Annotated in this window: 22 protein-coding genes and 1 pseudogene; 13 read left to right on the top strand and 10 right to left on the bottom strand. The window is 71.0% G+C overall.

Translation table 11 applies throughout. The features are described from left to right. Positions 1-31: 31 nt before the first annotated feature. Positions 32-451, top strand: a complete 420-nt coding sequence (locus AB0C46_RS22790; RefSeq protein WP_362829853.1) for an NUDIX hydrolase — start codon at positions 32-34, stop codon at positions 449-451. A 62-nt stretch (positions 452-513) separates the two neighbouring features. Here the strand turns inward: AB0C46_RS22790 and AB0C46_RS22785 are convergent, their stop codons facing one another. Then, positions 514-699, bottom strand: coding sequence for a hypothetical protein (locus tag AB0C46_RS22785; RefSeq protein WP_362829852.1), 186 nt, complete (start codon positions 697-699; stop codon positions 514-516). Further along, a complete protein-coding gene (locus AB0C46_RS22780; protein ID WP_362829851.1) occupies positions 696-905 on the bottom strand; it encodes a hypothetical protein in 210 nt (69 codons plus the stop codon). The genes AB0C46_RS22785 and AB0C46_RS22780 overlap by 4 nt, the downstream gene beginning before the upstream one ends. A 210-nt stretch (positions 906-1,115) precedes the next feature. Here AB0C46_RS22780 and AB0C46_RS22775 point away from each other — a divergent pair, with 210 nt between their 5' ends. Next, positions 1,116-2,456: a hypothetical protein gene (locus AB0C46_RS22775; protein WP_362829850.1), complete on the top strand. Its 1,341-nt coding sequence runs from the start codon at positions 1,116-1,118 to the stop codon at positions 2,454-2,456. Here the strand turns inward: AB0C46_RS22775 and AB0C46_RS22770 are convergent. Together AB0C46_RS22770 and AB0C46_RS22765 are read right to left on the bottom strand one after the other, a co-directional pair. After that, on the bottom strand, positions 2,443-3,027 hold the full coding sequence (locus AB0C46_RS22770) for an NUDIX hydrolase (RefSeq protein WP_362829847.1): 585 nt from the start codon (positions 3,025-3,027) through the stop codon (positions 2,443-2,445). The genes AB0C46_RS22775 and AB0C46_RS22770 overlap by 14 nt on opposite strands. 238 nt (positions 3,028-3,265) lie before the next feature. Then, positions 3,266-3,637 (bottom strand): VOC family protein, encoded by a 372-nt coding sequence (locus AB0C46_RS22765; protein ID WP_362829845.1) that lies wholly within the window; start codon positions 3,635-3,637, stop codon positions 3,266-3,268. A gap of 261 nt (positions 3,638-3,898) precedes the next feature. On the opposite strand from AB0C46_RS22765, the gene AB0C46_RS22760 reads away from it, so the two are divergent. Beyond that, positions 3,899-4,189, top strand: a complete 291-nt coding sequence (locus AB0C46_RS22760; protein ID WP_362829843.1) for a DUF6087 family protein — start codon at positions 3,899-3,901, stop codon at positions 4,187-4,189. An 87-nt stretch (positions 4,190-4,276) separates the two neighbouring features. Here AB0C46_RS22760 and AB0C46_RS22755 read toward each other — a convergent pair whose 3' ends face one another. After that, positions 4,277-5,284 carry an aldo/keto reductase gene (locus AB0C46_RS22755; RefSeq protein WP_362829842.1) on the bottom strand — a complete coding sequence of 336 codons (1,008 nt, stop codon included), beginning with the start codon at positions 5,282-5,284 and terminating at the stop codon, positions 4,277-4,279. Between the two features lie 193 nt (positions 5,285-5,477). On the opposite strand from AB0C46_RS22755, the gene AB0C46_RS22750 reads away from it, so the two are divergent. Then, positions 5,478-6,341: a helix-turn-helix transcriptional regulator gene (locus tag AB0C46_RS22750; protein ID WP_362829841.1), complete on the top strand. Its 864-nt coding sequence runs from the start codon at positions 5,478-5,480 to the stop codon at positions 6,339-6,341. 12 nt (positions 6,342-6,353) lie between these two features. Here AB0C46_RS22750 and AB0C46_RS22745 read toward each other — a convergent pair whose 3' ends face one another. After that, complete coding sequence (locus tag AB0C46_RS22745; RefSeq protein WP_362829839.1) at positions 6,354-7,190, bottom strand: class I SAM-dependent methyltransferase; 837 nt, start codon at positions 7,188-7,190, stop codon at positions 6,354-6,356. Positions 7,191-7,398: 208 nt separating this feature from the next. Here AB0C46_RS22745 and mshA point away from each other — a divergent pair, with 208 nt between their 5' ends. After that, a complete protein-coding gene (gene mshA / locus AB0C46_RS22740; protein WP_362829838.1) occupies positions 7,399-8,769 on the top strand; it encodes a D-inositol-3-phosphate glycosyltransferase in 1,371 nt (456 codons plus the stop codon). Between the two features lie 55 nt (positions 8,770-8,824). Continuing rightward, complete coding sequence (locus AB0C46_RS22735) at positions 8,825-9,325, top strand: YbjN domain-containing protein (RefSeq protein WP_362829899.1); 501 nt, start codon at positions 8,825-8,827, stop codon at positions 9,323-9,325. A gap of 137 nt (positions 9,326-9,462) precedes the next feature. Here the strand turns inward: AB0C46_RS22735 and AB0C46_RS22730 are convergent. Further along, positions 9,463-10,553 (bottom strand): annotated as a pseudogene (locus tag AB0C46_RS22730) (MFS transporter); the annotation flags it as partial. A gap of 169 nt (positions 10,554-10,722) precedes the next feature. On the opposite strand from AB0C46_RS22730, the gene AB0C46_RS22725 reads away from it, so the two are divergent. Beyond that, a complete protein-coding gene (locus tag AB0C46_RS22725) occupies positions 10,723-11,484 on the top strand; it encodes a phosphoglyceromutase (protein ID WP_362829837.1) in 762 nt (253 codons plus the stop codon). 69 nt (positions 11,485-11,553) lie between these two features. On the opposite strand, the gene AB0C46_RS22720 is transcribed toward AB0C46_RS22725, so the two are convergent. After that, positions 11,554-11,907, bottom strand: a complete 354-nt coding sequence (locus tag AB0C46_RS22720; protein WP_362829835.1) for a hypothetical protein — start codon at positions 11,905-11,907, stop codon at positions 11,554-11,556. A gap of 221 nt (positions 11,908-12,128) precedes the next feature. On the opposite strand from AB0C46_RS22720, the gene AB0C46_RS22715 reads away from it, so the two are divergent. After that, on the top strand, positions 12,129-12,377 hold the full coding sequence (locus AB0C46_RS22715; RefSeq protein WP_362829834.1) for an SCO4226 family nickel-binding protein: 249 nt from the start codon (positions 12,129-12,131) through the stop codon (positions 12,375-12,377). A gap of 409 nt (positions 12,378-12,786) precedes the next feature. On the opposite strand, the gene phoU is transcribed toward AB0C46_RS22715, so the two are convergent. Then, positions 12,787-13,464, bottom strand: a complete 678-nt coding sequence (gene phoU, locus AB0C46_RS22710) for a phosphate signaling complex protein PhoU (RefSeq protein ID WP_018089770.1) — start codon at positions 13,462-13,464, stop codon at positions 12,787-12,789. Positions 13,465-14,020: 556 nt separating this feature from the next. On the opposite strand from phoU, the gene AB0C46_RS22705 reads away from it, so the two are divergent. Both AB0C46_RS22705 and AB0C46_RS22700 read left to right on the top strand, forming a co-directional pair. After that, positions 14,021-15,289 (top strand): ATP-binding protein, encoded by a 1,269-nt coding sequence (locus AB0C46_RS22705; protein ID WP_362829833.1) that lies wholly within the window; start codon positions 14,021-14,023, stop codon positions 15,287-15,289. Next, entirely contained in the window at positions 15,286-15,966 is a 681-nt protein-coding gene (locus AB0C46_RS22700; protein WP_127152500.1) for a response regulator transcription factor, read from the top strand. The genes AB0C46_RS22705 and AB0C46_RS22700 overlap by 4 nt, the downstream gene beginning before the upstream one ends. A 159-nt stretch (positions 15,967-16,125) precedes the next feature. Here the strand turns inward: AB0C46_RS22700 and AB0C46_RS22695 are convergent, their stop codons facing one another. Then, on the bottom strand, positions 16,126-16,770 hold the full coding sequence (locus AB0C46_RS22695) for a DUF461 domain-containing protein (protein WP_362829832.1): 645 nt from the start codon (positions 16,768-16,770) through the stop codon (positions 16,126-16,128). A gap of 756 nt (positions 16,771-17,526) precedes the next feature. Between AB0C46_RS22695 and AB0C46_RS22690 the strand changes: the two genes are divergently transcribed. From AB0C46_RS22690 to ispF, 3 genes are all read left to right on the top strand, one after another. Then, positions 17,527-18,009, top strand: a complete 483-nt coding sequence (locus AB0C46_RS22690; protein WP_003953493.1) for a CarD family transcriptional regulator — start codon at positions 17,527-17,529, stop codon at positions 18,007-18,009. A gap of 414 nt (positions 18,010-18,423) precedes the next feature. Beyond that, a complete protein-coding gene (gene ispD / locus AB0C46_RS22685; RefSeq protein ID WP_362829831.1) occupies positions 18,424-19,170 on the top strand; it encodes a 2-C-methyl-D-erythritol 4-phosphate cytidylyltransferase in 747 nt (248 codons plus the stop codon). Then, positions 19,163-19,687, top strand: coding sequence for a 2-C-methyl-D-erythritol 2,4-cyclodiphosphate synthase (gene ispF / locus AB0C46_RS22680; protein WP_362829898.1), 525 nt, complete (start codon positions 19,163-19,165; stop codon positions 19,685-19,687). The genes ispD and ispF overlap by 8 nt, the downstream gene beginning before the upstream one ends. The last annotated feature ends 131 nt before the right edge of the window (positions 19,688-19,818 follow it).

The raw sequence follows: 19,818 nt of genomic DNA, 5'->3' as shown, positions 1-19,818 counted from the left end.
GCCGGATGACCGCACGGAAAGGGGTACCGAGGTGACGTTCCCGCAGAAGCCGGTACGGGCCGCCGGCTGCGTCCTGTGGCGCCGCGCCACGACCGAGGACGGGCTGGAGATCGCCCTCGTCCACCGCCCCAAGTACGACGACTGGTCGCACCCCAAAGGCAAGCTGAAACGCGGCGAGGACGCCCTGGCCGGAGCGGTGCGCGAGGTCGCGGAGGAAACCGGCATGGACTGCCGCCCCGGCGCCCCCCTGCCCACCTCCTCCTACTACGCCAACGGCCGCCCCAAACAGGTCCGTTACTGGGCCGCCGAGGCCCTGGCCGGCGCCTTCACCCCCAACACCGAGGTAGACCGCCTGGAGTGGCTCTCCCCCGACGAGGCCCGCACCCGCCTCACCCAGGAACGGGACCGGCCGCTGGTTGATGCGTTGCTGGCAGCGTTGCATCTGGCGTGAGCGCCCGCGTCCCGGCCGCACGCCCTGTCGTTCGACGTTGCGTGCGTGCGTGCGTGCGTCGCTCACCGGACGTCGCCGTCGGCGATCCGCTGTGCCCGCGTCCGAATGATCCGCAGTCCCACAGGGTCCGCAGCAGGCCATACGCGCGAACCACACCGCAACAGATAGACGCCCTGGTGGATATCGGTCACGACCGTCCGGCGGCCATGGTCCTCAACCTCGTCACCGACCTCGGGAAGGGCATTCATCGCGAAGCCTCTTCCTGCGCGGACTTCCGCTGGGCAATCGCCTGATCCAGCTGGATGGCGTACAGCTCCACCTGCCCCGGGTCCATGACGAGCAAGGACGGTTCCGTGGCGCCGTCGCGGTGGTGGACGGTCACCGACAGCGCGGCCTGTTGGGCGCGTGAGTCGTAGGCGATGTCCCGCTGGTCGATCGTGATGTGTGAGATCACGGGGTGTCTCCTCATCGGTCGGGGGAGGCCTCGTGGCCTCGTGGCCTCGTGCGCCCAACCTCTCAGGGGCAGGCGCGAGCAGGGCTGTCAAGCAGCCGACGGAGAAAACCTTCCGACGGCCGGTATTCACTCAACTCCCTTACCGCGCACCGGGTAAGGGAGCAGAGTGGAGAGACGGTTGATCTGGTTGAACGCTCGGGGGTCCACGAGATGGCACCGCGATCAAGAACTCCGAACCTCGCGCTCGCAGACCTCATGCGGGAAGGCGGGATCGGAAACGCGCAGCTCGCGCGGGCAGTGAACCGGGCCGCCGCAGAGCTCGGGGTGACGCTGCACTACGACAAATCCTCGGTGTCCCACTGGCTGAAGGGGTCCGTACCGAAGGTGGAGGCGCGCGGCGCGGTCGCCGAGGCACTCTCACGGCTTCTGCAGCGCCCCGTAACGCTGGTCGAAGCCGGTCTCGGCGAAAGCGCCGACCCGGGCGAAGCAGCGGACGTCGCGGCGGGAGTGATGGATTTGGGCCGGGCCGACATGGACCCTTCACGGCGCGCGGCACTCGGCGCCGGACTGTACTCGGCAGTGCTGGTCGTGCCGGGCTTCGACGCCGTCGCCGGAAGGGCCGAAGCGACGCCCGCCGGCCGTACGGTACGGATCGGCATGGGCGACATTCAGACGGTCCGGAAGATGACGGAGAACATCGCGGACATCCTCGACGATCTCGGCGGAGCGCACGCACGGCCGATGGCCGCCGCCTTCCTCGTCAACACCGTCGGCCCCTACCTGAAAGCAGGCGGCACGGACGAAGCCCGGAAAGCGATGCGGTCGGCCGCCGCCGATCTGGTCTATCTCACGGGCTGGATGGCCATGTACGAACGGGAACACCGCATCGGACAGCGGTATTACCTCAAGGCCCTCAAACTTGCCGGTGCCGCCGAGGACCACCTCACCTACTGCCGCACCCTGCGGGGCATGGCCCTGCAGGCCTCGAACCTCGGCCACGGCGCAAAAGCCCTTGAACTTGCCGACTCCGCCGCCGCAGCCGCCCCCGTCGCGGGGCCCCGTCTGACCGCATTCCTCCGGGGGCAACAGGCTCACGGCGCCGCGATGGTGAAGGACCGCCGCCAGGCATTCACCCGGCTACGGGGGACCGAAGAGGCCCTGTCGCGGGCCGACGGCCGTAACGACCACATCGGCGGCTACGACCGTGCCGCCTACGAATTCCACGTGGCCCACGTGTTGTGGGAGCTGGGCGACCGCCCGGAATCGGTCAGGGCGCTGCGCCGGTCCAACCGCTACCGCCCGGCACCCGAACGCCAAGGACGCCTGCACGCCAACGGACTTCTCGCCCGACGCCTCCTCGCCCTGCGCCACGTGGAGGAGTCCTGCGAGGCGTGGGACCGCTTCCTGGACGACTACACCGGGACCTCCAGTGCTCGCGGGGACGAGCACTTCGCCACTCTGGGTGAGGGGCTGCGCCCGTATCGTCGGCTTCCCGCCGTACGCCAACTGTCCGAACGGGCGCGGGAGGTGGCGCGGCTCAAGGTCGCATGACATCCGCGGGGGCGGGCTCTGTCGACGCTTCGTGTGGGCCGCGGATCGTCTGGTCCATAAGGACATACAGCAGACCGACGAGCGAACCGCTGCTGACGACCTCTCGCCGGTCGATCATTCCGCGCACCCGCTCCAAGGGAACCCACTCGATCCTGTCGGACTCGTTCTTCTCCGTGGGCGGGCCGATGTGTGTCGCGCCGTCTGCCCGGAACACGTAATGCTGGGAGTCCGTGATGCCGTTGGCCGGCTCGGCATAGATCAATGGCTTCATCGGGCCGGGACGCCAGCCGGTCTCTTCCTCCACCTCCCGAGCCGCAGCCTGCTCCGGAGTCTCACCCGCCTCTATCAGCCCCATGGGCAACTCCCATGCCCAGGAGTCCGTGATGAACCGGTGCCGCCACATCATCAGGACTTCGCGGCGCTCATTGACCACTGCGGCCACGGCCAGATGGCGCAGGCGTACGACGTGATGCTCCCAGCGCCGTCCATCAGGCTGTTCGACATCGACGAGGCACAGGTTCACCCACTGGTTGGTGTAGATCTGCCGTTCCCCATGGGCTTTCCACAGCATGAACGCCGCCCCTTCTCACGTGGTGCCTCAAGCATCCCAGAGGGCCGTACGGCCGACGCCGACAGTGAGAAACAGATAACGCTCCCGCCCGTCCTGCTGGAAGAGCGGATGCCCGCCTCCCTCGCCCAGCCCGGCGGCCCGGCAGCGGTCGGGGATCGGATGATCAACGGTAGCCGCACCCGTCTCCCCGCCGGGAAACCGGCATCGCTGGGCGAAAACGTTGCTCCAGCACTCCTCGTCAGCCCCGTAGGAGACAGAAGGGATGGCCGGCCGGATCTGCGAAGATCCTCCAACCGCGGGTGTCGACGTGGAGCAGCGTGGCACCAAAGCCAAGGACCTGCTCCTGGGCCCGGTCAAGGTCGGGAACATCGAGGTCCAGATGGAACTGCTGCGGGTAGGAGCCGTCCGGCCACCGCGGCGCCCGGTGATCCTTCACGCGCTGGAACGCAAATACCCGGCCAGAGCCTGTGTGAAGGGTGGCAAAGTCGTCACTGACTGCCCACCTGCGATCGGGCTCGTTGACCGCACCGCCGAGGAGCGATTGGTAGAACTGGGCGAGTTCTAGGACATCCGGACAGTCCAAAACCACGCACTGCAGCTTGCCGATCACCGGTGATCCTCCAACAACACGGGCCCCGGCTCTGGTGAGCCACGGCCCGACGCGCAGGAAGGCGCTATGTAGGACCGCCGAGCGCGGAGACCTTAGCCGCATCTTCCGCCACTCGTCCGTCACCTCACGATCTACGGCTGGAGTATTGGGTCGAGGTTCGCTCATCCGGCACGCCATCCCACCGGAGCAACGGCTGAGCGATCATGCCCATGTGCGCACTACTCTCCCGGAGAAGGTGCCGCCGAGGGGCAGGGGAGCAAGGTGGACGACGAACCGCTGTCGGAATGGGCGGAACGCCGTGACGCGAAGATCGGACGACTTCGCGCTGTGCCTCTTGTCCCCGGTGAGGGACCCAGGGGTTCCCATCTGAATCCGGACGCACCTCGCGCCATCCAGCGATGGAATGGATACGCCTGGGAGCCCCACGGGTTCGCGTCCAACCTCGCAGAGGCGAAACGCATCCTGTACCCCGAGGCCACTACGCCCCCGGCCGCGGTGCCGGGGTACCAGCCGCTCCGCCCGGGCAGGGGCAGGCATCGCAAGCCGCAGTGAATGAATGGAAGCAGTCGGTCTTCTGCTGTCGCCCGCCATGCCTGGTCCCGGCCCGCAGAGAGGCGGCCGGCGCTGGCCCCACCTGCCTCACCGCCGCCGCAGCGAAGCATCCGCGATCGCCGGCGGCAGGTAGTAGGCGTCGGCCCGGTTGAGGTCGGTGCCCGGCGGCACGATGGCGTCGATGCGGTCCAGGACGTCCGGGCCGAGGGTCACCTCGGAGCCCTCCAGCATGCTGTCGAGCTGGTCGAGGGTGCGCGGGCCGATGATCACGGACGTCACGGCGGGGTGGGAGCGGACGAAGGCGGTCGCCAGGTGGGGCAGGGACAGGCCGGCCTCCGCCGCGACCTTGGACAGTGCGCCGACCGCCTCGGCCTTCCGGGCGTTCTCGGGGATCGAGAGATCGAACTTCTGGCTCTCCAGACCGGCCCGTGAACTGGCCGAGAGGTCGCGGCCGGACAGCCAGCCGGCACTGAGCGGGCCCCAGGTCAGCACGCCCATGCCATAGCGCTGAGTGGTCGGCAGCACCGCGTTCTCCACCCCGCGCGCCAGCATCGAGTACGGCGGCTGCTCGGTACGGAAGCGGAGGTGACCGCGGCGCTCGGCGGTCCACTGCGCCTCGACGATCTGCTCGGCGGGGAAGGTCGAGGAGCCGATGGCCCGCACCTTTCCGGCGCGTACCAGGTCGGAGAGCGCGGAGAGCGTCTCGTCGATATCGGTCGCCGGGTCGGGGCGGTGCATCTGGTAGAGGTCGATGTAGTCGGTGCCCAGACGGCGCAGACTGTCCTCCACCGCCCGCACGAGCCAGCGCCGGGAGCTGCCGCTGTGGTTGGCGTCCGGGCCCATGGAGCTGACCGCCTTCGTGGCCAGTACGACCTCCTCACGGCGTCCCTTGAGCGCCTTGCCGACGATCTCCTCGGACTCGCCCGCGGCATACACGTCCGCGGTGTCCACGAAGTTGATCCCGGCGTCCACCGCACGGTGCACGATCCGTACGCAGTCGTCGTGATCGGTGTTGCCCCAGGCGCCGAGCATCATCGCGCCGAGCGCGTACTCGCTGACCGAGATGCCGGTTCCGCCGAGGATCCTGCGCTGCATGAGGTGCCCTACCTTCTCTGCGAGTTCTCAGGGGTTGTCCCAGGGGCGGCTCCGCGGGCGTGCCGGAGTGCCTCCGGGGCGCCCCCGAGGCGTCCGGGCACCACCTTGCTTCCCGTACGGGGAGCGGACCAGGCCCGTCGCATCCTGGGCCGGCGGGAACCACCCAACCGGCCGTGCGTCGCATACTGGACCGATGCTGTACGCGGAAATCGAGATCAGCTCGTTCCTCAAGGCGCGCCGCGCGGCGCTCGACCCGGCCGACCTCGGCCTGCCCGGCGGGGTGAACCGGCGGCGGGTGCGCGGGCTGCGGCGCGAGGAGGTCGCCCAGCTCGCCGGCATCAGCGTCGACTACTACACCAGGATCGAGCAGGGCCGGGCGCCCGCTATCTCCGACTCCGTCCTGGACGCCATCGCGCGGGCGCTGCGGCTGTCCGGCGGCGAGGTGACGTATCTGCGCAATATCGCCGTGCCCCGGCGCCCCGCGGCGGACTATTGCGCCGTGCCCGCGCGCGGGCAGACCGTACGCCCCGAGATCCAGCAGGTCCTGGACGCGATGGCGGACACCGTCCCGGCCATGGTGGTCGGCCGCGGACTGGACATCCTGGCCTGGAACCCGCTGGGCGGCCGGATCGGCTTCGACCTGGAGGCGCTCGCCCCGGACCGGCGGAACACCGCACTGCTGGCCTTCCTCGACCCGTCGGCGCGCGCCCTGCACCCGGACTGGGAGGCGAAGGCCGTGGAGGTGGTCGGCAATCTGCGCGCCGACAGCGGCCGGCACCCCGACGACCCGCGGATCTGCGAGGTGGTCAATGAACTCCTCGCCCACAGCCCGGACTTCCGGCGGATCTGGGAGATGCAGGCGGTGCACGAGTGCCTGCGCGGTACCAAGCGGATCCGGCATCCGCAGGTGGGCGAGCTCACCGTCACCTTCGAGAGCTTCCGGCTGAGCACCGATCCGGACCAGGCGCTGGTGATGTACACGGCCCCGCGCGGCTCGGAGACGGAGCGGCGCATCCGGGAGCTGGGGGCGCTGCTGGAGCCGCTGCTGACCGCGTAGCGACGGACGCGCTCACCTCCTGGGGGCCAGCGCCTCCCACCGCACGGTGACCTCTCCCTGGCGGCGGCGCCGCGGGTCGCCGGCCAGCGGCCAGTCCGTGGCCAGCGCCGCCACGGCGGCCCGCCAGCGCTGGCGGGCACCCAGCGCGCCCAGCGGGGCGGCGGCGGCCCAGGCGCGGTCGAAGTCCCGGAGGAAGGCATGCACCGGTTCGCCCGGCACATTGCGGTGGATCAGCGCCTTCGGGAGGCGTTCTGCCAGGTCAGAGGGTGTTTGGAGGGCGCTGAGGCGGGTGGCGAAGGTGACCGTGCGCGGCCCCTCGGGGCCCAGCGCCACCCAGACGTGCCGCCGCCCGATCTCATCGCAGGTGCCCTCGACCAGCAGCCCGCCGGGCGCCAGCCGTGCGCACAGCCGCCGCCACACGGCGGCCACCTCGTCCTCGTCGTACTGCCGCAGCACATTCGCGGCCCGGATGAGGACCGGCGCCCGCGTCCGCTGACCCGGCAGCGGCACCTCGAACCCACCGTGGAGGAAGTCCAGCCCCGGCCGCGCGTGGGCCTGCGCGGCCGTGACCCGCGCCGGGTCGATCTCGATGCCGACGACCCGGGCGTCCGGACGGACCGTACGCAGCCGGCCCAGCAGCTCCACCGCGGTCCAGGGCGCGGCGCCGTAGCCGAGGTCGACCGCGACGGGGTCGGCGGCGCGGCGCAGCACGGCGCCGTGTTCCGCGGCGATCCAGCGGTCCATACGGCGTAGCCGGTTGGGGTTGGTGGTCCCGCGGGTGGCGTTTCCGACGGGTCGGGACGGTGCGGTCGCCGGAGCGGCGGCGGAGACGGAGGGGCGGCGGGCCATGCCATCGAGAGTATGGGGTGGCCGCGGGTACGCCGTCCGCCGAGGCCCCGCCGGGTCCCGCCGAGGCCGGGCCAGGCCCCGCCGGGCCCCGCTTGGTCACGCTTTGGCAAAGTACGCGGAGCGCGTGCCGGACGGAAATGGATCGCCGGGGTCTGTTGTTGGAGGGGTCGGAGGCGCGCCGCCCGCCCCGCCTAGGAGGTAGCCCGACGTGAGCCCATACGTGTCCCGGCTCCGCAGTCGTCCCCAGGGCCAGTTCCCCGGCCAGGCCCGGCTGCGGCTGCCCGGCAGCCCCCGCCGCCCGCGCCGGGTGGCGATGCTCAGCGTCCACACCTCCCCGCTGCACCAGCCCGGCACCGGCGACGCCGGCGGCATGAACGTCTACATCGTCGAGCTGGCCAGGAAGCTCGCCTCGATCAACATCGAGGTGGAGATCTTCACCCGCGCCACCACCGGCACCCTCCCGCCCGCCGTCGAGCTCGCCCCCGGCGTCCTCGTACGGCATGTGGACGCCGGTCCGTACGAGGGCCTGGCGAAGGAGGAGCTGCCCGCCCAGCTCTGCGCCTTCACCCATGGCGTGATGCAGGCCTGGGCCGGCCACCGCCCCGGCTACTACGACCTGGTGCACTCCCACTACTGGCTCTCCGGCCACGTCGGCTGGCTGGCCGGCGAGCGCTGGGGCGTCCCGCTGGTGCACGCCATGCACACCATGGCCAAGGTCAAGAACGCCGCGCTGGCCGTGGGTGACACCCCCGAGCCGGCCGCCCGGGTGATCGGCGAGACCCAGATCGTCCGGGCCGCGGACCGGCTGATAGCCAACACCGCCGAGGAGGCGGACGAGCTCGCCCGGCATTACGAGGCCGAGCCCGGCAAGGTCGCGGTGGTGCACCCCGGCGTCAACCTCGACCGCTTCCGGCCCACCGGCGACGACGTCGCCCAGAGCCGGGCCGCCGCCCGCGCCCGCCTCGGTCTGCCGCAGGACGCGGTCATTCCGCTCTTCGCCGGCCGCATACAGCCGCTGAAGGCCCCCGACATCCTGCTGCGCGCGACCGCCGCCCTGCTGGACGGGGATCCCTCGCTGCGCTCCCGCCTGGTGGTGCCCGTGGTCGGCGGGCCCAGCGGCAGCGGACTGGCCAAGCCCGAGGGCCTGCAGAAGCTGGCCGCCCGGCTCGGCATCGCGGATCTGGTGCAGTTCCACCCGCCGGTCGGCCAGGAACAGCTCGCCGACTGGTACCGCGCCGCATCCGTGCTGGTCATGCCCTCGTACAGCGAGTCCTTCGGACTGGTCGCCATCGAGGCCCAGGCCTGTGGCACCCCGGTCGTCGCGGCCGCCGTCGGCGGTCTGCCGGTGGCGGTGCGCGACGGCGTCAGCGGTTTCCTCGTCTCCGGCCATGACCCGGCCGACTACGCCCGCGCACTCGCCCGCTTCGTCACGGACCCGGACCTGCCCGCCCGTATGGGCACCGACGCCGCCCGCCACGCCCAGTCCTTCGGCTGGGACACCGCCGCCGCGGCGACGGGCGACGTCTACTCCGCCGCCATGCAGGAGCACCGCCGTCACCTACGATCGCTCCATGGGTGACACGGGCGAGGAGCACGGTGTGAGCGAGACGGGCAAGGGGACGGCTGGGACAGCCATGGCCGCCGGTGCGACCGCGCAGACCGTGATCGAGCAGACGCTGAAGGACGCCGGCCTCGAATGGGAGTCGCCCTCCGACGGCACCTACGTCATCAAGCTCCCCGGCACCCGCAAGCTCTCCACGACCTGCTCGCTCATCGTCGGCAGGCACTCCCTCTCCATCAACGCCTTCGTCGTCCGCCACCCCGACGAGAACCACGCGGCCGTGCACCGCTGGCTCCTCGAACGCAACACCCGCCTCTACGGCGTCAGTTACGCGATCGACAAGCTGGGCGACATCTACCTCGTGGGCAAACTCCCGCTTGCCGCCGTCACCCCCGACGAGCTCGACCGCATCCTCGGCACGGTCCTGGAGAACGCCGACGGCAGCTTCAACACCCTGCTGGAAATGGGCTTCGCCACGGCGATCCGCAAGGAATACGCCTGGCGGGTGTCCCGCGGCGAGTCCACCCGCAACCTCGACGCCTTCGTGCATCTGACCCAGCGGCCTTCCGCGTAGCCGTACGACGGCAGGTCGGGGCAGGTCGGGGCCGGGCGCGGGGGAGGCCGGGGCAGGTCGGGGCAGGCCGGGGCCGGGCGCGGGGGAGCGGAGCACACCCTGCGACCACGGCCAGGTCCTGGACGCCTGGCGCCCCGTCACACCACCGGCTCGCCCGCCGCCGTCCCCGCCCCGGCCCCCGCTGCCGCCCCGGCCCCCGCCGCGGCCCCGGCCTCCCGTCCCCGCCGCACCGACGGTTCCACCGGCTCCGACGGCTCCACCGACTCCACCGACTCCTGCGTACCCATGGCCGGCCGCCCCGCGGCCACCGCCCCGGAGCCCTCCTGCTCCGGCAGGCCCCGCAGCAGCAGCCCGTACCCCACCGCCGCCAACGTGCCGACGGCCGCGCACCCGGCCCACAGCACATCGGCACCGTAGTGGTCGATCACCACGCCGCCGAGCAGAGGGGCCGTCAGGGAGGCGACGGACCAGGACAGGGAGTACATGCCCTGGTAGCGTCCGCGGCCGTGCAGCGGGGACAGACGCACCACCAGGCCCATCTGGGTGGGGGAGTTGATGATCTCGCCGAGGGTCCAGACGGCGACGGCGACCGCGTACATGGCGGCCGAACCGGCCAGCGCGGTCAGCCCGAAGCCGTAACCGGCGAGCAGGGCGGAGCCAATGAGCAGCATGGCCGGGCTGCGGTGTTCGATGAGGCGTGTCACGGGGAGCTGCAGCAGCACGACGAGGATCCCGTTGACCGCGATGACCATGCCGAAGTCGGTGCTGGAGAAGCCGTCCTGACCCATCGACACCGGCATTGAGACATAGGCCTGCTGGAAGAGCAGGGCGAGCAGCAGGTTGAGGCCGACGACGGTCATGAACCGGCCGTCGCGCAGGACGGTCAGCATGGAGACCGGCGCGGTGGCCGGGCCGGTGGCGTCGTCGTCCGGGCCGTCCGGGCCGTCCGGTGTACCCGCGGCGGGGCGTGATTCCGGGAGCTTCCAGAAGACGACCAGCGCACAGGCCAGGGCGAGCGTGGCCTCGCCCAGGAAGAGAGCCAAGTAGCCGTGTTCGGCGATGAGTCCGGCGGCGGTGGAGGAGATCGCGAAGCCGAGGTTGATCGCCCAGTAGTTCAGCGAGAAGGCGCGGACGCGGTCCTGGGGGCGACGATGTCCGCCATCATCGCCTGGACGGCGGGGCGGGAGGCGTTGGTCGCCATGCCGACCAGGCCCGCCACGGCCGCGACGGTGGGTGTGTAAGCGGTGGGTGTGTAAGTGGCGCGAGCGGCGATCGCACCCTACTGAGGGGCCCGCTTCGGCCGCCACCCAATTGACGGGAAGCGTCAATCATCGTGGGCGGTCCCAGGTCCTGGACCCGCTCAGGGGCCGGTCCGGATGTGGATTACGCTCGACGCCATGGCCGACGCACCGTACAAGCTGATCCTCCTCCGCCACGGCGAGAGCGAGTGGAACGCGAAGAACCTGTTCACCGGCTGGGTGGACGTCAACCTGAACGAGAAGGGCGAGAAGGAGGCAGTCCGCGGCGGAGAGCTGCTCAAGGACGCCGGCCTGCTCCCCGACGTAGTGCACACCTCCCTCCAGAAGCGCGCCATCCGCACCGCGCAGCTGGCCCTGGAGTCCGCCGACCGGCACTGGATCCCGGTCCACCGCAGCTGGCGGCTGAACGAGCGCCACTACGGCGCGCTGCAGGGCAAGGACAAGGCGCAGACGCTGGCCGAGTTCGGCGAGGAGCAGTTCATGCTCTGGCGCCGCTCGTACGACACCCCGCCGCCCGCCCTGGAGGACGGCAGCGAGTTCTCGCAGAGCGACGACCCGCGCTACGCGAGCATCCCGCCGGAGCTGCGCCCGCGGACCGAGTGCCTCAAGGACGTCGTCGTCCGCATGCTGCCGTACTGGTACGACGGCATCGTCCCGGACCTCCTCGCCGGCCGTACGGTCCTGGTCGCCGCGCACGGCAACAGCCTGCGCGCCCTGGTCAAGCACCTCGACGGCGTCTCCGACGAGGACATCGCCGGCCTGAACATCCCCACCGGCATCCCGCTCGCCTACGAGCTGGACGCCGACTTCCGCCCGGTCAACCCCGGCGGCACCTACCTCGACCCGGAGGCCGCCAAGGCCGCCATCGAGGCCGTGAAGAACCAGGGCAAGAAGAAGTAACCAGCCACGATCGAGCCCCCTACCTGCGGTTTCCCCGCGAGTAGGGGGCCTTTCGCTGTCCTGGGGCCGTCACTGGGCCGTCACTGGGCCGTCAGTGCGGAGTGGGGGAATCCCGGTGCCTGCCTCGAAGGGGCACCCGGCGGCCGTCGGGTCGGTGACCGTGAGGATGACCGGGCCGCCGGGCACCGGCCGGCTGCTGCTGCCGGGCATCCCGTAGCTCACGGACTGGTGACCCTGGTCGTGCAGCGTGAAACCGATGGTGTACGTACCGGGCGCGGTGCCCTGCGGCAGCTCGAAGTACTCGTTCAGCGGCCCGGAGAACGTGGTGGTGGTGGAGGCCGACACGTTGATCGTCAGCTTGATCTGCGTCCGGGTGTCGTTGGCCGCGACCGTGTCCGGAGTTGTCAGACGACAAAGCGGCATTTGCCCGCCGCTTCCCGCTCCGCTTCCTGCTTCCCGCTTCCCGGCACCGGCTGGCCAGGGCGCCTGACGAGGGCGCCGGCATCCGGCCGGGCCCGGGTGCGGCCGCTCACCGGGAGCGGAGTCGTGGGGGCGAAGCCTGCGGCGTCCGGAGGCAGCATGGAGGGAGGGGCGCAGGGGAGCGCCGGGGGTACTGATCATCTGCAACCGGAAGGATGAGCCCGATGCCCAAGTTCATGGACATCCATCACGGTATGAAGGGCCTCACGGCCGACCAGCTCAACGAGGCACACCGGGCCGACCTCGCCATTCAGGGCGACGAAGGCGTGACCTTCGAGCATGCCTGGGCCGACACCGAGTCCGGGGATGTGTTCTGTCTGTCGGAAGCGCCGTCGGCGGGAGCGGTGCAGCGCATCCACGAGCGCGCCGGCCACAAGGCGGACGAGATCCATCCGCTGTCGCTCATCGTGTGACCCGGCCCCGCCGCGGCGGCCCGTAAGGGGATACCCGCAGGTCAGGCATACGGCGGCGGCCCCGACCGGACGATTGTCCGGTCGGGGCCGCCGTGGCGCTGTGCCGTCGGGGTAGCTAGCAGCCGCCGCCGCATTGGCACGGTCCGCCCGACTGGCAGCCGCAGCTGCAGCCGGGGCCGCAGCCGCAGGCGCCGAGCAGGGGGAGCCGCGGGCGCTCGACGGCCGTCGGGTCGTCGTGGGCCGCGGGGTTGGGGGAGTCCGCCATGGGTGCCATGCATTGCCTCCTAGGGGTCACCTGCTGCCCATTGCAAGCCCGGGTGACGAGGCGCGTCAACGGCGCGTGGAAGCACACGTCAACGGCGCACGGTGGCGCATGGGGCGGACTCGCTCCCTCCGCCTGCCGGTGCCGCTATGCGCCCTCCACCGCCGTCGGCGGGGCGATCTCGTCGGCGTGCTCGCCGGTCACCAGGTAGACGACCCGCTTGGCGACGGAGACCGCGTGGTCCGCGAAGCGCTCGTAGTAGCGGCCCAGGAGGGTCACATCCACGGCCGTCTCGATGCCGTGCTTCCAGCGGTCGTCCATCAGGTGCTGGAAGAGCGTGCGGTGCATGGTGTCCATCGCGTCGTCGTCCTGCTCCAGCTGCAGCGCGAGGTCGACGTCCTTGGTGATGATGACCTCGGCGGCCTTGGCCATCAGGCGCTGCGCCAGCTGCCCCATCTCCAGGATGGTGGCGTGCAGGTCCTGCGGAACGGCCGTCTCCGGGAAGCGCAGCCGGGCCAGCTTGGCCACATGCTGGGCCAGGTCGCCGGAGCGCTCCAGGTCGGCGCTCATCCGCAGCGAGGTGACGACGATCCGCAGATCGGTGGCGACCGGCTGCTGCCGCGCCAGCAGGGCGATCGCCCGGGCCTCCAGGTCGCGCTGGAGGTCGTCGACCTTCTCGTCGGCGGCGATCACGTTCTCGGCCAGCTTGAGGTCCGCGTCGAGAATCGCCGTGGTGGCGCGCCCGATCGCGGAGCCGACGAGCCGGGCCATCTCGACCAGGCCCTCGCCGATCGAATCCAGCTCCTCGTGGTACGCGTCCCGCATCAGTGACCTTCTCTCGCTTCGATGTGGTGGTGTGGCGTGGGTGGGGGAGGTGGAACGGGGTGCAGGGTGACCTGTGCCCACGCTCTCACGGCCGGTGCCCGCGCGACCCGTACCCCGGAGAGGTCCTCCGCGGAGCCGGTACTCCGCGGTGCCGTGCTCCGGAGGGGCTCGCGCCCGCGGTCGCTCAGGGTGTCCGGTCGTGCGTCGGTGCGGAACCGGTCCGGCACCCGCACCGTCTGCGGCACCCGCAGGCTCACCCTGCGGGCACCGCGCGACCTGCGGTGCCACCGGGGGTGAACCGGCGCCGACGTGAAGGTGAACTCTGGGCGACGCATCCGCCGCCCCGGGACCGGTAGGCCGGTTCACCTGGCCGTGCGCCGGACCGGCAGGGTGCGCGGGCCGTTTTCCCTAGGGGCGTCCGGCAGGCGGCCGCACGCTCCGCACCGGCCTCCGGAGTGAACCCGCGCGGACGCCACGGTGAACTCTGGGCGACGGCTGTTCGAGCAGGGCCTCGCACGGCTGGGGAAGTGTCCGACCCGGCGCATAACCTGGAGTCATGAACGTGGATGCGGCCGTCGCCGCAGTGGCAGCGATCGCCGGGCTGTGCACCGGCGTCTTCGCCATGCTGGCGTTCCGCTGGAGCGAGCGCGACCAGGCCAAACCCACCCGCAGCTCGCTGCACACGGACGCCGTGCTGCCGCCCGGGGTCGACACCGTGCTCTCGGTGCTCCGCTCCTCCGCCGTGGTGCTCGACGAGGCCGACGCCGTCGTCAAGGCCAGCTCCGCCGCCTACGCCCTCGGGCTGGTCCGCGGCGGCAAGCTCGCCGTCGAGCCGATGATGCAGATGGCCCGCGACACCCGCAGGGACGGCGAGATACGCCAGGTCGAGCTGGATCTCCCGCGCCGCGGCACCGGCCGCGGCGAGGCCCTCGCGGTCTCCGCCAGAGTCGCCCCGCTCGGCTCCCGGCTCGTCCTGCTGCTGGTCGAGGACCTCACGGAAGCCCGCCGCATAGAGGCGGTCCGCCGCGACTTCGTGGCCAACGTCAGCCATGAGCTCAAGACGCCGGTCGGCGCCCTGTCGCTGCTCTCCGAGGCCGTGATGGACGCCAGCGACGACCCCGAGGCCGTCGAGCGCTTCGCCGGCCGGATGCAGAACGAGGCCACCCGCCTGACCAACCTCGTCCAGGAGCTCATCGACCTCTCCCGGGTGCAGAACGACAACCCGCTGGAGGACGCCGAGCCGGTCCGGGTCGACGAGCTGGTCGCCGAGGCGGTGGACCGCTGCCGCCAGCAGGCCGGTGCGAAGCAGATCACCATGGCCGCCGGCGGCACCGCCGACCTGCATGTCTGGGGCAATCGCGGCCAGCTCGCGGCGGCCCTGGGCAATCTCGTCGAGAACGCCGTCAACTACTCCCCGGCGCGCACCCGCGTCGGGATCGCCGGGCGCCATGTCTCCGCGCCCGGTGGCGACCTGATCGAGATCGCGGTGACCGACCAGGGCATCGGGATATCCGAAAAGGACCGGGACCGCGTCTTCGAGCGGTTCTACCGTGTGGACCCGGCGCGCTCGCGCGCCACCGGCGGGACCGGCCTCGGCCTCGCCATCGTCAAGCACGTGGCCGCCTCGCACGGCGGGGAGGTCACGGTGTGGAGCGCCGAGGGACAAGGCTCCACCTTCACCCTGCGTCTCCCGGAAGCCGGGGCCGTACGCGACCGCGAACGGCCCACCGACCTCACTGCGGAGGGCCTCGACGATGAGGACCGCCCGTACGAGACCTTCAACGATCCGCTCCCTGCTCACCCAGCCCCGGAGGTCCTTCCGTGACCCGAGTGCTTGTCGTCGAGGACGAGGAATCGTTCAGCGATGCACTGTCGTACATGCTTCGCAAGGAGGGCTTCGAGGTCGCCATCGCGGCTACGGGCCCTGACGGACTGGACGAGTTCGAGCGCAATGGCGCCGATCTCGTGCTGCTGGACCTGATGCTGCCCGGCCTGCCCGGCACCGAGGTCTGCCGCCAGCTGCGCGGCCGTTCCAACGTCCCGGTCATCATGGTGACCGCCAAGGACAGCGAGATCGACAAGGTCGTCGGCCTGGAAATAGGAGCCGACGACTACGTCACCAAGCCCTTCTCCTCGCGCGAACTGGTCGCCCGCATCCGCGCGGTGATGCGCCGCCGCGGCGAGCCGGAGGAGGTCGCCCCGCAGGCCCTGGAGGCCGGCCCGGTCCGGATGGACGTGGACCGCCATGTCGTCACGGTCGCCGGCGGCAAGGTCGACCTGCCCCTGAAGGAGTTCGACCTCCTGGAGATGCTGCTGCGCAACGCCGGCCGGGTGCTGACCCGGATGCAGCTCATCGACCGGGTCTGGGGCGCCGACTACGTGGGCGACACCAAGACCCTGGACGTGCACGTCAAGCGGCTGCGCGCCAAGATCGAGCCCGACCCGGGCGCGCCGCGCTACCTCGTCACGGTCCGCGGCCTGGGCTACAAGTTCGAGCCGTAAACCGGTCCGGGCAGCAGTCGTTGCGGCCGTGAGCCGCTCCGCAGCGCAGCGGTGAGCTGCCGTGCCCGGCTGCGGCAGTACGCGTCAGGGGCGCCCCTCCGGATCGGAGGGGCGCCCCTGACGCGTAGTGGTGACGGCGGCCGCCGTCGTGCCGCCGGCTCAGTGACCGGCGTGCGACCCCTCCGCCGGCTTGGTGCTACCGGACGGGGAGGCCGAATCCGACGGCTTGCCCGACTCCGAGGGCTTGCCGGAACCGGACGGCGACGGCGAGCCGGACGGCGACGGCACCTGCGAGGGCCCGTAGCCCTCGAAGTAGTTCTTCGCCGGGACGACAAAGGCGTTGATCTTCACCTGGCCGGTGGAGCTGAACTTGAAGGTCAGCGGCTGCGCGTTGCCGTCCTGTACGGCCTCACGGCCGCTGGCGAGGACGGCCGAGGGGTTGTCCTTGCCGCCGATCACGACGGAGCCGCCGGCGGGCACGGTGATCGCGCCCGCGCCGCGGCCGGCCGGCGAGAGCTTGGCCGTCTGGCCGGTGCCGTCGACGGAGACCGCGGTCAGCTTCTGGTCCTTGGCGCCGCTGTTGAACACCGTCGCGGAAACCACGGCCGGGCCCTTGGCGTTCAGCTCGGGCTGGGTGATGACGGTGGCGTTCTGAATCTTGATGTCGCCGACGGAGGTCGCGGCGTTGTCCGGCTTGACCTGCAGCGTCTGGGCGTCGTTCCCGGCCCCGCACGCGGACAGCGTGGCGATCGAGAGCGAAAGGACTGTGGCGGCGAGGACGCCGCGTCGAAGGCTGCGGCTCACGGCGGCGGCATCTCCTAGACGAGCTACGGCGGCCGAACGTTCGTGCCCGGTCGCGGATGGACGGCTGGGGCGGCGCTCCGTACGCGTCATGACGACGGGTGCGCAGGGCCGCCCTAAGGGTGTGTCAGCGCCGCTAGGTTACCGAGCCGCCCTCGCGCCGCCGCACCCGACCCGCCCCCAGCGCGATCAGCGGCCCGCCACCGCCGTCCGGGCGCCCTCCCACCGCCCCCGCCGCGCGGTCCGGAGGTACACCAGCGGGATGCGGAACGGACCGTGGAAGGGACGCAGAACCGGGCGGACTCAAGAACGTTCCTCAAGAACGGGCATGAATTTTCGGCAAGAGGCCGTTCGGGTGGCGAGCGGCTGGTTTCCTTCCGGGGAAAAGCAGTATTCGCAGAGAATGTGAAGGGCCCGCGGAATTGATCACACTGTTCGGCCGCCGGTTCGTGATCAATTCGAGAATCGGTCCCGAGAGGCCGATGAGCAGCCGAACGGAGTAGCGGAACTCGCTCGTGTGGATCCGTGCAAAACGGGACGTTCGGCCTGTCGATCATCGTGTTCCCGGTACGTGACGGGCATGTTTCCGCTCACCCGTGCAGCCCCTCCGACCTGCGAATACCCGCCTCCCGAGCCCCCTCGCAGCACGTTCCGGTCGCTGTTGTCAAGCCCCGAGATATGCCCTGACCTGCGAAAACGCCATTCAGAACGGCCCGTTCCCGTGTTAGCATGGATAGCCACGGAAGGGGTACCTGTCACATGACGTTCAAGGTTGGCGACACCGTGGTCTATCCCCATCACGGGGCCGCGCTGATCGAGGCCATCGAAACTCGCCAGATCAAAGGCGTGGACAAGACCTACTTGGTGCTGAAGGTCGCCCAGGGCGACTTGACTGTTCGTGTGCCAGCGGACAATGCGGAGTTCGTCGGCGTACGCGACGTGGTTGGTCAGGACGGGCTGGACCGGGTCTTCGAGGTGCTTCGTGCACCGTATGCCGAAGAGCCGACGAACTGGTCCCGTCGCTACAAGGCAAATCTCGAGAAGCTCGCTTCCGGCGATGTGATCAAGGTTGCCGAAGTGGTTCGCGACCTGTGGCGGCGCGAGCGTGAGCGCGGACTTTCCGCCGGTGAGAAGAGGATGCTCGCGAAGGCGCGCCAGATCCTGGTGAGCGAGCTCGCCCTCGCGGAGAACACCAACGAGGACAAGGCCGAGGCCCTGCTCGACGAGGTACTCGCGTCCTGACGACGCTGAAGCGTTGGCCATGTCCAGCGTTGGCGACATCCAGCGCAGTCAGATCCAACGCTGCCACATCCAACGCCGTCTGATTCAACGCAGCGACGACGTAGCAATGCCGCGGTGCCCGAGTGACGATCCACTCCCCAAGGGGAGCGGTCTGTTGCCGGGCGCTGCGGCATATCTGCGGGTGCTGCGACGGATCTACGGGGGGCGACCGGCTGGTATCGGCGAGAACCACCGCCCCCCTGTGACGTGCCGGGCCCGGGCAGCTGCCTCGACCGATGTCACGGAAGGGTCCGGTCAAGGCGTCGCGCCCGGCACTCCCCCCGTAGGGGGCACGCCCAGGCCATACCCACCTCTCCCGAGGAAACAAACCTGTCTGCGTCAATTCCGGGCTCGCCCCGGACTCCGGAGCCATCGATGTCAGATCCCTCCCGTCCGATCCGCACCGCCGCGGTGATTCCCGCCGCCGGCCGCGGTGTCCGGCTCGGTCCCGGCACCCCCAAGGCGCTGCGCACCCTGGGCGGCACTCCCATGCTGGTGCACGCCGTCCGCGCGATGGCCGCCTCACGTGCCGTCTCCCTGATCGTCGTGGTCGCCCCGCCCGACGGCGCCGCCGAGGTCAGCCGCCTGCTCGGCGAGCATCCCCTCCCCGAGCGCACCGACCTGCGGGTTGTTCCCGGCGGTGAGACCCGCCAGGAGTCCGTACAGCTCGGTCTGGCGGCGCTCCCGGACATCATCGACGTCGTGCTGGTGCATGACGCCGCGCGGCCGCTGGTCCCGGTCGACACGGTCGACGCAGTGGTCGCCGCCGTACGCGCCGGTGCGCCCGCCGTCGTCCCGGCGCTGCCGCTCGCCGACACCGTCAAGCAGGTCGATCCGCAGCCGCAGGGCGCCCCCGAGCCGGTGGTCGGCACCCCGGAGCGGGCCCTGCTGCGCGCCGTGCAGACCCCGCAGGGCTTCGACCTGGCGACCCTGCGCAAGGCGCATGACACCGTCGTCGAGGGCGAAGGCGCCACCGACGACGCCGGGCTGGTCGAACGGCTCGGTTCGCCGGTCGTGGTCGTCCCCGGCCACGAGGAGGCGTTCAAGGTGACCCGGCCGCTGGACCTGGTCCTGGCCGAGGCCGTACTCGCCCGCAGGAGGGCCACCGATGGCTATGTCTGAGCCGACCCCCGCCGGGCTCCCCGCCGCCCCTCTTCTCCCGCTCGTCGGCATCGGCACGGACGTGCACGCCTTCGAGCAGGGCCGTGAGCTGTGGTGCGCCGGGCTGCTCTGGGACGCCGCGGAGAGCGACGGATACGGCCTGGCCGGCCACAGCGACGGCGATGTGGTCGCCCATGCCGCCTGCGACGCGCTGTTCTCGGCGGCCGGCGTCGGCGACCTGGGTGCGCACTTCGGCACCGGCCGCCCCGAGTGGTCCGGCGCCTCCGGGGTGACGCTGCTGGCCGAGGCCGCGCGGATCGTGCGGGCCGAGGGACTCACCATCGGCAATGTCGCGGTGCAGGTCATCGGCGTGCGCCCGAAGGTCGGCAAGCGCCGGGACGAGGCCCAGAAGGCGCTGTCGGCGACCGTCGGCGCGCCGGTCTCGGTCTCCGGCACGACCTCGGACGGGCTGGGCCTGACGGGCCGCGCCGAGGGCCTGGCCGCGGTCGCCACGGCGATCGTCTTCCGTACGGCCTGACCGGGTCCTGCGCGGCCCGGCCGACGGACGCAGCGCCCGGCATTCCCCCGTATGGCGCGGGAATGCCGGGCGCCGCACGGGTGTTGGGGGGACCATCGGAGTACTCGTGTCCCTCGGAACGGCCCGCAGGA

It is taken from the genome of Streptomyces sp. NPDC048637 (assembly GCF_040650675.1).
GTDB lineage: Bacteria > Actinomycetota > Actinomycetes > Streptomycetales > Streptomycetaceae > Streptomyces.
The sequence above is the reverse complement of the archived record's forward strand: the minus strand, read 5'-3'. Positions and strand labels throughout refer to the sequence as shown.

Bases quoted from the DNA above. Each gene is read 5' to 3' on its own strand.
- AB0C46_RS22720 (WP_362829835.1), bottom strand. From the start codon at position 11,907: ATGCCGCTTTGTCGTCTGACAACTCCGGACACGGTCGCGGCCAACGAC.
- ispD (WP_362829831.1), top strand. From the start codon at position 18,424: ATGTCAGATCCCTCCCGTCCGATCCGCACCGCCGCGGTGATTCCCGCC.
- AB0C46_RS22775 (WP_362829850.1), top strand. From the start codon at position 1,116: ATGGCACCGCGATCAAGAACTCCGAACCTCGCGCTCGCAGACCTCATG.
- AB0C46_RS22755 (WP_362829842.1), bottom strand. From the start codon at position 5,284: ATGCAGCGCAGGATCCTCGGCGGAACCGGCATCTCGGTCAGCGAGTAC.
- AB0C46_RS22725 (WP_362829837.1), top strand. From the start codon at position 10,723: ATGGCCGACGCACCGTACAAGCTGATCCTCCTCCGCCACGGCGAGAGC.
- AB0C46_RS22750 (WP_362829841.1), top strand. From the start codon at position 5,478: ATGCTGTACGCGGAAATCGAGATCAGCTCGTTCCTCAAGGCGCGCCGC.
- AB0C46_RS22705 (WP_362829833.1), top strand. From the start codon at position 14,021: ATGAACGTGGATGCGGCCGTCGCCGCAGTGGCAGCGATCGCCGGGCTG.
- AB0C46_RS22735 (WP_362829899.1), top strand. From the start codon at position 8,825: ATGGCCGCCGGTGCGACCGCGCAGACCGTGATCGAGCAGACGCTGAAG.
- phoU (WP_018089770.1), bottom strand. From the start codon at position 13,464: ATGCGGGACGCGTACCACGAGGAGCTGGATTCGATCGGCGAGGGCCTG.
- AB0C46_RS22690 (WP_003953493.1), top strand. From the start codon at position 17,527: ATGACGTTCAAGGTTGGCGACACCGTGGTCTATCCCCATCACGGGGCC.
- ispF (WP_362829898.1), top strand. From the start codon at position 19,163: ATGTCTGAGCCGACCCCCGCCGGGCTCCCCGCCGCCCCTCTTCTCCCG.
- AB0C46_RS22715 (WP_362829834.1), top strand. From the start codon at position 12,129: ATGCCCAAGTTCATGGACATCCATCACGGTATGAAGGGCCTCACGGCC.
- AB0C46_RS22745 (WP_362829839.1), bottom strand. From the start codon at position 7,190: ATGGCCCGCCGCCCCTCCGTCTCCGCCGCCGCTCCGGCGACCGCACCG.
- AB0C46_RS22770 (WP_362829847.1), bottom strand. From the start codon at position 3,027: ATGCTGTGGAAAGCCCATGGGGAACGGCAGATCTACACCAACCAGTGG.
- AB0C46_RS22785 (WP_362829852.1), bottom strand. From the start codon at position 699: ATGAATGCCCTTCCCGAGGTCGGTGACGAGGTTGAGGACCATGGCCGC.